The 12,775-nt window shown below is 44.5% G+C and carries 11 protein-coding genes and 1 pseudogene; 10 read left to right on the top strand and 2 right to left on the bottom strand.

The annotated features are described in order from the left end of the window. From B5D35_RS06230 to B5D35_RS06185, 8 genes and pseudogenes are all read left to right on the top strand, one after another. Positions 1-326, top strand: a pseudogene (locus B5D35_RS06230) (IS4 family transposase); the annotation flags it as partial. Between the two features lie 956 nt (positions 327-1,282). Continuing rightward, on the top strand, positions 1,283-1,759 hold the full coding sequence (locus tag B5D35_RS06215; protein ID WP_078751727.1) for a hypothetical protein: 477 nt from the start codon (positions 1,283-1,285) through the stop codon (positions 1,757-1,759). Positions 1,760-1,782: 23 nt separating this feature from the next. Beyond that, a complete protein-coding gene (locus B5D35_RS06210) occupies positions 1,783-2,106 on the top strand; it encodes an immunity protein Imm33 domain-containing protein (RefSeq protein ID WP_101210068.1) in 324 nt (107 codons plus the stop codon). Positions 2,107-2,264: 158 nt separating this feature from the next. Further along, positions 2,265-2,549 carry a 2Fe-2S iron-sulfur cluster-binding protein gene (locus B5D35_RS06205; RefSeq protein ID WP_078751726.1) on the top strand — a complete coding sequence of 95 codons (285 nt, stop codon included), beginning with the start codon at positions 2,265-2,267 and terminating at the stop codon, positions 2,547-2,549. A gap of 188 nt (positions 2,550-2,737) precedes the next feature. Continuing rightward, a complete protein-coding gene (locus B5D35_RS06200; protein ID WP_078751725.1) occupies positions 2,738-3,409 on the top strand; it encodes a YoaK family protein in 672 nt (223 codons plus the stop codon). Positions 3,410-3,576: 167 nt separating this feature from the next. Beyond that, a complete protein-coding gene (locus B5D35_RS06195; RefSeq protein WP_078751724.1) occupies positions 3,577-4,845 on the top strand; it encodes an O-acetylhomoserine aminocarboxypropyltransferase/cysteine synthase family protein in 1,269 nt (422 codons plus the stop codon). A 156-nt stretch (positions 4,846-5,001) separates the two neighbouring features. After that, a complete protein-coding gene (locus B5D35_RS06190; protein ID WP_078751723.1) occupies positions 5,002-5,511 on the top strand; it encodes a VC2046/SO_2500 family protein in 510 nt (169 codons plus the stop codon). A gap of 266 nt (positions 5,512-5,777) precedes the next feature. Next, entirely contained in the window at positions 5,778-6,470 is a 693-nt protein-coding gene (locus tag B5D35_RS06185) for an SDR family NAD(P)-dependent oxidoreductase (protein WP_078751722.1), read from the top strand. Positions 6,471-6,673: 203 nt separating this feature from the next. On the opposite strand, the gene adhE is transcribed toward B5D35_RS06185, so the two are convergent. Beyond that, positions 6,674-9,379, bottom strand: coding sequence for a bifunctional acetaldehyde-CoA/alcohol dehydrogenase (adhE, locus tag B5D35_RS06180; RefSeq protein ID WP_078751721.1), 2,706 nt, complete (start codon positions 9,377-9,379; stop codon positions 6,674-6,676). A gap of 594 nt (positions 9,380-9,973) precedes the next feature. Here adhE and B5D35_RS06175 point away from each other — a divergent pair. Both B5D35_RS06175 and B5D35_RS06170 read left to right on the top strand, forming a co-directional pair. Then, positions 9,974-10,612, top strand: a complete 639-nt coding sequence (locus B5D35_RS06175; protein ID WP_078751720.1) for a YchE family NAAT transporter — start codon at positions 9,974-9,976, stop codon at positions 10,610-10,612. An 88-nt stretch (positions 10,613-10,700) separates the two neighbouring features. After that, a complete protein-coding gene (locus B5D35_RS06170; protein ID WP_078751719.1) occupies positions 10,701-11,519 on the top strand; it encodes an ion transporter in 819 nt (272 codons plus the stop codon). Between the two features lie 46 nt (positions 11,520-11,565). Here B5D35_RS06170 and B5D35_RS06165 read toward each other — a convergent pair whose 3' ends face one another. Further along, positions 11,566-12,519, bottom strand: a complete 954-nt coding sequence (locus tag B5D35_RS06165) for a porin (protein WP_078751718.1) — start codon at positions 12,517-12,519, stop codon at positions 11,566-11,568. Positions 12,520-12,775: the final 256 nt, after the last annotated feature.

The raw sequence follows: 12,775 nt of genomic DNA, 5'->3' as shown, positions 1-12,775 counted from the left end.
AAGCCTTCCGCGACTTGAAAAGTCCCGCATATGGACTGGCTCTGAGACACAACCGAACGCGTTGTATTAAGCGCCTCAACATCTTGCTATTGATTGCGCTGTTGGCAGAGATACTCATGTGGTGGAACGGCCTCATTGCGACAAAAGCCAAATGGCAATACGACTTTCAAGCAAATACTATTAAGCATCGGCGTGTTCTTTCCATTCCTCGTCTGGGCCGCGAGGTGAGAAATCATCGGCGATATTGCATCAATGAAAAGCAATATCAATGGGCTATGCTCGAATACCAGAAGCTGACGCATTCATCAGGGTTGGGCGAATTATGAGGGGATCCTTCAGCACTTAAAGTAATCGTTGGAGGCAGTATCAGATGGTAAATAATTTTATCAAAAAAATGACCCCAATAGTCACTAAGCACCAAGGAAAAACCAAAAATAGAATCATACTCATACTTTCGCTATCCTTTATTATTTATGTTTTCTCCAGGAATATTGTATTTTCAATTGCAATGTCAATTTTATTTGAATCTATATTTGTTGATGCATTCACGGATAGGTTATGCCCTCCTGCATTTTATTTCAAAAGCCACACTGACAATAATAAAAATCAAGTTATGTTATTTCTATCTGTTAATGGTGGTGTAATGTTGTTGGTTTTCTTTATTGCACTACTCGATTAGATTGGATATGGATTGGCGGGACAAGACCCCCTCAGAGATGCCCAGCACCCCATCTGTCTGCAACCATCTGTTAGGTAGGTGTTTTTACTACCAAAGTCTCAATGACGTTTAATGATCAGATTTCGTACGAGTTCATGCCAAGCATAGAAAAAACGAAACATCCCCAACATTCACAATTTCAAACATACATCAGGAAATAAAGTGGAAATAAAAAAAGAAAAGATTTTATATTATTCATTAGTGGCATTTTTCATAACGCTAACTCTAACTCTAACTCTAACTCTAACAATCCTCACCCCAACCTTAAGTCTACCCGAAACTACAAATAGATTCATTTACACTATATATGGAGTTTCTCTATTTTCTTTAACATTATTCCTTTGGGTTTTGCCATTGTTTATTATTGTAATTGAAAAAGAAATTAATGATAGAGCTTTGCTATTTTTTGTATCATTACTTTTCCCTATAGTTGGAGCTTTCTTACTTTACAAGTCAATAGCTAACAATAGACGAAAGCCACAGATATGATTTACGACACAACTAACTGAATTAGATATACTAAGAGACAATCAATTACACAGGAATCTAAAAAGGGTGATATAAATGAAAGGATTACTAGTGTTTACTTCCCTCTTGGCTATTCAAGGTTGCATCGAGTCATATGAAACACAAAATGTGCTAAACAATCAATTTGTGATAGTGAAAATGAGAGAAATTGAACAGGACATCAACTACAAATATGGTGCATTCGTCCTACGAGCACAAACCAAATCTAAAGCACACAATTTATTATCTTATGACTGGTACGTATTCGAAGACCCAAGCCTAGGGTTCAAGAATGGCAACTTTAAAATGGGTTCAAAATTAAATTCTGAAGGACAAGGAACCCACTTCGGTGACTTTTTCATACAGTGGTCATATAAAAATAAGGGGGTCGGACACCTTATTTATAGTGAAGGAGATTATAACACTCTATTTTGCACAACAAAACTCACATCAATAAACAACACAAACATTAAAAAAGCATGCAGTAATAATAAATGGGTACTCAATAGCAAATCAATTTCAATCAAACCTTAAAACAAATATTATGGTCACTTAAAATGGCACACATTATAACTACGCATACAGAGAGCGTTAACTCTCTAACACCCATGGGCTATGTTATTGTCAACAAAGAAATCATCCACAACACAAAGGATATTGGTTATTTCTATCGTGAAGTTACTGATGACAAACGAGACAGTGGTTGGCGGTTTTTTACCGGATATGAAACACAAGAGTTCTCTGATAACGCAGAAAATTTCATGCTCTACAAAGCTTCCAAACTAACGGTTCTCCATCCAGAAATAGCTTCATTCTTAGAGACAAAAGCACCAGTCGAGTTTGAGTGGAATGGAACAGAATACGTAGAAATCGAGAGCTAATGCATTGGCATGGTTAAAGGTATAAAACGATCAATCAATAGCTTCGACCAAAACACATTTCTGCCTTCAACATCTATTTTCCCTCAATATCAACAGCATGATACTCCCTTCCCCGCTATTCTTTATCTATAAGAAAGTGATGCGAAGGAGCAATCGTCATGCCGAAAGTAACATTCAGTAGAACAGGCAACGCTGTCGAGCTTACTACTGGTAGCTCATTGATCGATCTTGAAGACACAGGTAAAAGCGAAGTCCCCTTCGGCTGTCGTTCGGCGACTTGTGGTACCTGCTTGATTGATGTTGTCACAGGAATGAGTAATCTCAACCAACGCACAGAAGAAGAACAGGACCTTTTGAGCGATCTTGATATGGATGGTGAAAATCGTCGTCTCGCTTGCCAGTGCAAAATTCACGGCGACATCACTGTGAATCCCCTGAATTAAGCCTACACACAATCTGTGGCGTGGGTTTAAATCAGACTGTTAAAACGGCCGGCGAAACCAGTGGATTGAAAGCAATGATTGCTTGATCTAACCCGCGAGTTTTACCTGCAATTGGTGTAGAATTCCCGCCCTTTTCCGTGATAATACGGAATACTCCCTTGTTCTCGTCTTTCTTCAAAGGTTAACGCGTGATTTCCAAACTGCCCAAATGGGTCGAATACGGTGCTTTTATTCTCGCCCTTACCGCTGGGTGTATAAACGGCATTGGCTTGCTAGGTTTCGAGCATCAGGCCATATCGCATTTATCTGGGACGGCAACACTGATTGGAACGGATTTCATTAACGACCATCCTGTTAAGCTGGTTCATTTATTACTTATTGTGGCGGGATTTTTCGGTGGGGCCACGCTCTCTGGCTTGGTATTGAAAGACGGCACCTTGTCACTCGGTCGCCGTTACGATTTACTGCTGGTTATTGAAGCAATGCTGTTGCTCGGCGCTGTGTATCCCCTTTCTCATAACGCCATTTATGGATTGTACTTCGCCTCTGCGGCCTGCGGTTTACAAAACGCACTCGTTACCAGCTATAGCGGTGCCATTGTACGTACCACACATATTACTGGCATCATTACCGATCTTGGCTTGATGTTTGGTGCCTTGCTACGTGGTCAGCCACTTAACAAACGCAAACTGATTTTGTTTCTCGTCATCGTCGCTGGTTTTGTGTTGGGTGGTGTATTGAGCGGTATATTATTTCCTATGATGGGGGCGTATAGCTTTGTCGTGCCAGCAGCTGTTTGTATATCGTTAGCTATTGTTTATCGTATCTATATGTGGCGAGCACGGATTCGTATGAGATAACCCAAACACCAGGCGCGGGCGCTTTCGGCCGCGCCGTCTGTTCTACTCATTATCCCCTTCCCGCCCAATTGTCTCTCATCGAAGAATATTGAGCCTCGACAAATTTCGCCTTCCTTGTTTGTGCCGTAGTGAAGAATTACCGTCCTCACCTCATTCAAGGAAGAACAATGAAAGACGAAACGTTAGCTATCCATGCTGGCTACCAAACGGACCCAACCACCAAATCTGTCGCTACGCCTATATACCAAACCGTTGCCTACGAATTCGACAGTGCGCAACACGGTGCTGACCTGTTCAATCTTGAAGTGCCGGGCAACATTTATACCCGCATAATGAACCCAACCAATGACGTGTTAGAGCAACGCATGGCTGCACTTGAAGGCGGTATTGCTTCACTGGTTGTCAGTGCTGGTAGCGCCGCTATTCATTATGCCATTCTAACACTGGCCGAAGCTGGCGATAACATTGTTTCTACGCCACAGCTTTACGGCGGCACTTACACCTTATTTGCCCATATGTTGCCGAAACTCGGCATCGAGGTGAAATTCGCGAAAGACGACAAGCCGGAATCTCTGGCTGCGTTAATTGACGAGAATACCAAGGGCGTTTATTGCGAAAGCATTGGCAACCCTGCCGGCAACATCATCGATTTAGCGAAAGTAGCCGAATTGGCTCACGCACAAGGTGTCCCCGTTATTGTCGATAACACTGTCGCGACGCCAGTGCTTTGTAAACCGATCGAATTTGGCGCTGACATCGTTGTTCACTCACTGACTAAATACATTGGTGGGCACGGTACGACGCTTGGTGGCGTTATTGTCGATTCCGGTAAATTCCCTTGGGCACAACATAAAGACCGTTTTCCGGTATTCAATCAGCCAGAGCCTTCTTATCATGGTGTGGTGTATACCGAAGCATTTGGCGAAGCGGCATTCATTGGGCGTGCGCGTACCGTACCGCTGCGAAACACAGGCTCTGCTCTTTCACCAATGAACGCTTTTATGTTGATGCAAGGGTTAGAAACCCTGTCTCTGCGTATGGAGCGCCATGTGGAAAATGCGAAGAAAGTAGCGGAATACTTACAACATCATGAAAAAGTGAGTTGGGTAAGTTATGCAGGCCTGCCAGAATCGGAACACTATGCCTTGGCGCAAAAATACATGAAGGGTAATCCTTCGGCGATCTTATCCTTTGGCCTAAAAGACGGCTACGACGCAGGTGTACGCTTCTATGATGCGCTGGGTCTGTTCAAACGCTTGGTGAACATCGGCGATGCAAAATCACTGGCTTGCCACCCGGCTTCAACAACGCACCGTCAGCTAAATATCGAAGAGCAAACACAAGCAGGCGTGTCGCCAGAGATGATTCGCTTGTCAGTGGGGATTGAGCATATCGACGATATCCTTGCCGATCTGGAGCAGGTGTTAAACGCTTAACCGACGAATGTTATTCAGCCCACCGTTCTCGGTGGGCTTTTTTGTTTCTACGCCAAAGAAAAAGGGTTCTAAGCCTTAGAAAAGCGCACGATTTTGCTAAAGCTCAGACTAATGTTGCCGATAAACAAAAGGTAACGAAGATACTGACTGAGAATTATGCAAGTTCACGCGCTCGACAAAGCCACGCTTATAACGGATGTACAGCTAGGGAATCACCTTGGCCACGCCGTTACGCAAGGTCGTCGCTCGGATTTTGCTCTCATGTTAGCCCTTCTTTCTGGCGATGCCACTGAAACAACCCCTCTTACTCCAGCCTATCCAGAAAAGCCGACAGATGCCGAGCTAAGAAAAGTACTCGAATTGCCCGAGCCAAGCCGTTTACTCGCCGAAGATGTGGACTATGAACTCTGTGGTGCACAAGCAAACGCATTCCATACTTCAAGCATTACTAGCGCGCGTTTAAATCACTGCGTCACACCTAGTGCCTTACATTTTCCTGCTCACGGCACGCATGAATTGGGTGAAGATGTTTATCACAATTTGTCTGGTCACCAAAGAAGACAACTTGCGGAAGAAAAACCAAACCTCACCGCATATAATCCGGTAAATCTCTATAACCAACTGGTACTCTCCAAACGGTTTCAAGAGCTCAACACTACCGCGTAAGACGTTGTAATTAATACAATTATCACCATTTCCTATCATAGCTAATTTACTAAATCAACTTCTTCCACCCGAAAAAAGCAATCTGTGATCACTAACTAATAATTTAATTTTGCACACAGTTTGCACAACCTTTTTTGAACAAATTCACACCATATTCACAATTCTTGGTCCAAGATTGTTATCCACCTTTGAAAAAGCTGGGTGTAAGTTGTTAACTTTCTGGGTGCAAAATGAGATCGGTCGAAAATATAAGAAAAGGTCAGACAATGGACATAGCGAAATCTGTCATCGTGATTACTGCCGCTGGCACCCCAACCGGAAGAGCAATGGCTGAATACTTTTGTAGACTCAATGCCCGCGTTGCACTCGTCGATACGGATAGCCCAACTCTGCAGACAACCTATGAGAATTGTCTGAAGGTCGGAGGGATCTGTTATTCGTTCTGTCTTCCTAGCCGTAGCGTGGAAAACATTTCGCATTTGTTTACGGAAGTGAATCGTGAGATGGGCGCTGTGGATGTTTTGATCAATTACTGGCAAGCGGGAGGCGGCGTTCCTAGCCTGCTCGCAAGCAATACCATTGTCGATCAAACCCTTGCGGATCAAACCATTGCTGATGTTGCATCAAACCTCTACCTGTTTGGACGAGGTGCTGCCATTAATATGCTTGATTGTGGCCGTAAAGGGGTGATCGTTAATATTCCTGGCCTTGGCTCTGCTAACGAGGCAAGTCTCAATTTAGACAGTTCAAACGCCGTCATCCGTGGCTTGACCCAAAGCTGGGCGCAAGAACTTGAACACGCCAACATTCGCGTTGGCGGTGTTCTTCCTAGAATGCGCCACTATGATGATGGTGTTGTTCATTATCACTCCGCCATCAATTACGACATGATTGACGGTGCCGCGTATATCGTTGAAAACGACAGTTTCACTGGCCGTATCTTAGAAGCAGCAAGTTAAACGGCCAGTGAGAGTTTGCCGTAGCCGCTTCGACTACCTAATCATATTGTAAAGTCTGAAATCAAAAGGAAGCCTCCATCGCTTAACCGCGAGCTGGCAAAAGGACGTTTTCTCTTTGATTCCATGTACAGCGCAATATTGGGTATGCCACTGCCAATAAAAAAGCCCGCTTAATGCGGGCTTTTTTTCATGCTTTCAGAGAATTACGCTTTAGCAGCTTCTTTCTTCTCTTTTGCAGCTGGTTTCGCAGCAGCTTCTTGGTCAGCTTTCTTCTTGATAACAGAAGTGCCTTCTACTGTTTCGCCTTCAACGAATGCTTTACCGTAGTAAGAAGCCAACAGAACTTCTTTCAGCTCAGCAATCAGAGGGTAGCGTGGGTTCGCACCAGTACATTGGTCATCGAACGCTTCAACAGCTAGCTCGTTAACTTTCGCCAGGAAGTCTGACTCAGATACACCCGCAGCTTGGATAGACAGTGGGATATCTAGGTCGCCTTTCAGCTCTTCCAACCAACCCAGCAGACGCTCGATTTTCTGAGAAGTACGGTCGCCAGCTTTAGACAGACCCAAATAGTCAGCAACTTCTGCATAACGACGACGTGCTTGTGGGCGGTCGTATTGTGAGAAAGCAGTTTGCTTGGTTGGGTTGTCGTTCGCGTTGTAACGTACAACGTTAGAAATCAGCAGTGCGTTCGCCAAGCCGTGTGGCAGGTGGAACTCAGCACCAATTTTGTGCGCCATTGAGTGACATACACCCAAGAATGCGTTAGCAAACGCGATACCTGCGATAGTTGCTGCGTTGTGAACTTTCTCACGTGCAATTGGGTCTTTTGCAAGGTTCGTGTAGCTTGAAGGCAAGTATTCTTTCAGCATCTTAAGTGCTTGCAGAGCCTGACCGTCAGAGTATTCGTTCGCCAGAACAGATACGTAAGCTTCCAGTGCGTGAGTTACGGCATCGTAACCACCGAACGCAGTCAGAGACTTAGGCATGTTCATTACCAGGTTCGCATCTACGATTGCCATTTGTGGTGTCAATTCGTAGTCAGCCAGCGGGTATTTCGCGCCAGTTTTGTCGTCAGTTACAACAGCGAACGGTGTAACTTCTGAACCTGTACCTGAAGTGGTTGTGATACATACCAACTCAGCTTTTTTACCCATTTTAGGGAACTTGTAGATACGCTTACGGATATCCATGAAGCGCATTGATAGTTCTTCGAAATGCGTTTCTGGGTGCTCGTACATTACCCACATGATTTTCGCTGCATCCATCGGTGAACCGCCGCCCAGTGCGATGATTACGTCAGGTTGGAAGCTTTGCATTGCTGCTGCACCTTTTTCAACAACAGACAGTGTTGGGTCAGCTTCAACTTCGAAGAACGTCTGAACTTCCATGCCTTGTGCTTTAAGCAGCGCAACGATTTCATCAGAGTAACCGTTGTTGAACAGGAAGCGGTCAGTCACAACCATTGCGCGTTTTTTACCTTCCAAATCGCTCAGTGCGATTGGCAGGCTACCACGGCGGAAGTAGATAGATTTAGGTAGTTTGTGCCACAGCATATTTTCAGCTCGCTTCGCTACAGTCTTCTTGTTGATAAGGTGCTTAGGACCAACGTTCTCAGAGATTGAGTTACCGCCCCATGAACCACAGCCCAGAGTCAGTGAAGGTGCAACGTTGAAGTTGTACAGGTCACCGATACCACCATGAGTGGTTGGGATGTTGACAAGAATACGTGCAGTTTTCAGCTTGTCACCGAAGTAGCGGATGCGATCTTGGTTTACGTCTTGGTCAGTGTATAGGCCAGATGTGTGACCTATACCGCCGATTTCAACCATGGTTACTGCTTGAGCAACGGCATCTTCGAAATCATCAGCGCGGAACAGACCCAGTGTTGGAGACAGTTTCTCATGGGCGAATTCGTCGTCATAAGACACTTTACCAAGACCTTCACCGATAAGTACTTTGGTGTCTGCTGGAACCGTTACGCCTGCCATTTCAGCAATTTTAACTGCTGGCTGACCAACGATTTTCGCGTTAAGCGCACCTTCAATCAGAAGTACTTTACGTACTTTCGCTGCGTCGTCTTTGTTCAGTACATGACCTTTGTGTGAAGCAAAACGTGCTTTCACTTCGTCATACACGGAATCAACAACAATCGCTGCTTGCTCAGAAGCACACACTACGCCGTTATCGAATGTCTTAGACATCAGGATAGAAGCAACAGCACGTTTTACGTCTGCAGTTTCATCGATAACAACTGGAACATTACCCGCGCCAACACCGATAGCTGGTTTACCAGAAGAGTAAGCCGCTTTAACCATGCCTGGACCGCCAGTCGCAAGGATCAGGTTGATGTCGTCGTGCTTCATCAGAAGGTTAGACAGTTCTACAGAAGGCTCATCAATCCAGCCAATGATGTCTTTTGGTGCGCCCGCTGCTACTGCTGCGTCTAGAACCAGTTTTGCTGCATCATTCGTTGAGTTTTTCGCACGTGGGTGTGGCGAGAAGATAATACCGTTACGTGTCTTCAGAGAAATCAGAGATTTGAAGATCGCTGTTGAAGTAGGGTTGGTAGTTGGGACGATACCGCAGATGATGCCGACTGGTTCAGCAATAGTGAAAGTACCGAACTCTTCGTTCTCTTCCAGAATGCCGCAGGTCTTCTCATCTTTGTATTTGTTGTAGATAAATTCTGAAGCGAAGTGGTTTTTGATTACCTTGTCTTCGACAATACCCATGCCAGACTCTTCTACCGCTTGTTGCGCCAGAGGAATACGAGCATTGTTAGCAGCCAGAGATGCAGCACGGAAGATTTTGTCTACTTGCTCTTGTGAGTAAGTTGCAAATTCTTTTTGCGCATTCTTAACACGTTCAACCATTGCGTTGAGTTCGGCTACGTTAGTTACAGGCATAGTTGTCTCCTACATACCTAAAGTTTGAAAATTATTTAGTAACCACACGCTCTTTGCTTAGAGGCCTAAACAACACATTCCCTCCGTGCTGTTTGGCAAGCGTTTAGTAAATAACTTTCAAAACCGATTATAGAATTTCGCTAAAGCAGAAAGTTGATCCGGATCATGTGTAGTAAACTTTCATAATCTTTTTCACTAATCGGTTAAATACCCATCAATTCATGCGGAATCCGTGCTTAAAACAATCAAAACCGCAAGAAAACTACGTGAATGTACCACATGTGATTCGTGTCTCAAATGTGATTTTAGGTGCGTTAGTTCACATATTTCGAAGCGCGAAATTAATTGCGACACACATCAAACTTTCAGTCTATTTTAGATGCATTTCAATAAAAACCTTAAAACTCAAATTGTTTAATTGTCCTACTGTAAATCCAAGTAAACACTGCCTTAGTTCCGATAAAAAGAATTTTCACCTGCAACACTCTCACCTTATTGGCATTTAATCTTTCGTCGCTATACTAGCGTCCCGAGACGCGGGTTATGAGATCCACGTCAGGTTCTGTCCTTTATACGCCCACAGAGTGAATGGGAATGAATAGCATCGAGCTTGTAATATTTTTTCAATTTTTTATTGGTTTGTTCGCCGCAGTTAACCCTTTGGGAATAATGCCCATTTTTGTTTCTCTAACTGCGCATCAAGATCCTGCTGAACGAAACAAAACGGCCTACACGGCCAGCATCGCTGTCGCTGCGATTCTGACTGTTTCCCTGCTGGCAGGTCAGTTACTGCTTGATTTCTTCAGCATCTCACTGGATTCATTCCGCGTTGCCGGCGGTATGCTGCTCGTTAGCATTGCGTTTACTATGATGAGCGGTAAACTCGGTGAAGATAAACAGAACAAGCAAGAACAGTCTGAATCCGTTAGCCGAGAGCAAATTGGCGTAGTTCCACTTGCAATGCCTCTGCTAGCAGGACCCGGTGCTATAAGTTCAACGATTGTTTATGCCAGTCGCTATCCTAGCTCCGTCGACACAGTAGGTTTGATTGTGTCTATCTGTGTATTTGCGGCGGGTATTTGGGGTTTACTCAAACTTGCGCCAACCATTGTAAAATTCTTGGGTCAGACTGGTATTAACGTGATCACACGTATCATGGGTTTGATTCTCGCGGCACTCGGTATCGAGTTTATCGCGAATGGCATGCGTGCCCTCTTCCCTGGCTTAGTCTAAACAATGCTCGGCCAGTGATTGCTGGCCGAGCATCGCTCATCCCTTCTCAACACCCTAAGCATAAAACTCGTCCAAGCAGGATAAAACGGTGAACCACCAAACCGCGAAGAAAGCCCTATACGACACTATATTTGGTACAGAAACGAAAGCCGGAAAGTATTTCGATATCGCCCTTATTGGCGCGATACTGTTTTCGGAGCTGCTTCTCATCCTCTCTTCCGTACAAGATGTCGAATCATTATTCAGCATTTGGCTAACGCGATTAGAATGGGTATTCACCATTCTGTTTACGATTGAATATGCGTTACGCTTGTATTGCTCGCCAAAACCTTGGGCCTATGCCAGAAGCTTCTATGGCATCGTAGATCTTCTTGCTGTTGTACCGAGTTATTTAGCCCTGATTCTGCCGGGTGCCAGCGGATTATTGATGATCCGCCTGCTTCGCGTTATGCGTATTTTCCGCATTTTGAAATTAACGAGATACCTGCAAGATTCCAATATTCTGCTGCGCTCTCTCTTAATGGCGCAGCGAAAGATCATTGTGTTTTTTAGCACTGTCGCCATTATCGTGACGGTACTAGGCTCGCTACTTTACGCTCTAGAAGGCCCTAACAATGGGTTTTCCAGTATTCCAATGAGTATCTATTGGGCAATCGTGACGATCACGACGGTGGGATATGGTGACATAGTGCCGCAAACCGACGTGGGTAAATTCATTGCGGCATTTACCATGCTGTTAGGCTATTCCATCCTTGCGGTGCCAACGGGCATTATCACGGCAGAAATCAACCAAGAAATGAAGCATCGCCGAAACCTTGTTCGTTGTAGCAATTGCTCAACGAGCGGCCATGATATTGATGCAGATTACTGCCGGAAGTGCGGAACAGAGTTGCCCGAACAACCCTAGCATTGAATAAAGGAGCCCTTCGGCTCCTTTGCTTTTTTTGGGGATTTTAGAAATCGTAGCGTAGACCAATTTGGACTTGGTCATCATTGCGGTGACCGCTGGTTTCCATACGATCAAACTTGTAACCCGCATACGCCGTAAAATCGTTGCTTACGTTATACGCGCCTTCAATCGCGTGGTAGTTAACTTCATCAACACCTTGTAGCTTGCTGTTGCTATCTACGTCTTTGTAGTTATAAACGTACTGAACAACAAAGTGGTTTAGGGTGTACGAAGCAGCCAGCTCGTAGCCTTCCAGATCGACATCGTCGATTTCACCACGGGTCACTAACGCACCTAAGTACAAATCATTCAGCGAGTATGCAGCAGATAGGTTGTATTGCTTCGCGCTCTCGTCGTCTTGTTTACCGTCTACATAGCCTGCGCCCACTTGCAGGCCAAATGGCAGTTCATAGGCAACAGACGCACCAGAGCTGTAGTTACCTTTCTCTTCCTCTTGGGCGTGGTTCAGCGTAACAATCACAGACTCTGCAAAGGTGTTGCTGTAAACAAAGTTATTGTCCACTTTATCCGCGTTACCTGTGGTCAGGTCTGCCGCATCACCACCAAAGGTATATAAGATGTCAGTGGCGTTAGTCAGTATAACCTGTGCCGAGTCTTGCTTACCGTAGGAAAATGCACCGTATGTCGTGTCAAAACCCGCAAAGAGGTAGCGGTTATCGATGTCTGACGTTTCTGCATTTAGCTCGGCTTCGTAGAAACCAAACACGGACACGTCGTCATTCACCTTCGTCTCACCTGCGATATTGATACGCGCTCGGCTAATATCATCAAATGAAGAGGTCGAGTCTGACTCATTCGCATCCGAGATATTGAAACGCGCTTCTGCACGGCCACCAATTTCCAGGCTTGAATCATCGTCAGAATAGACCGTAATAGCTTGAGAGGAAGCGGCAGCAAATGTACCCAAAATAGCAGTAGCTAAAACAACTTTTTTCATTTTATTACCTATAAGTTCAGGAATTAATCTCCTGAAATGAAGGTAACGTCTCTTTCTATTTGATGAAATACAATTCGAGAAGTTGTTTAGGATACATTAAGGTTTATTTCAATTAGATTAACAGGATAGGATTTTCATTCATGACACCTTTACCAATTAAAGGAGCAATGGCGTTGGTGTATATTTTAATTAATTATTATACCTTATGTCCATTCAGGCATCATTCAAGAAAGTGTGTTAATAGTCGAAAATCAGA

It is taken from the genome of Enterovibrio nigricans DSM 22720, assembly GCF_900167155.1.
Taxonomy (GTDB): Bacteria; Pseudomonadota; Gammaproteobacteria; order Enterobacterales; family Vibrionaceae; genus Enterovibrio; species Enterovibrio nigricans.
Note: the sequence above shows the minus strand (reverse complement) of the source record. Positions and strands in the feature narration are given on the sequence as shown.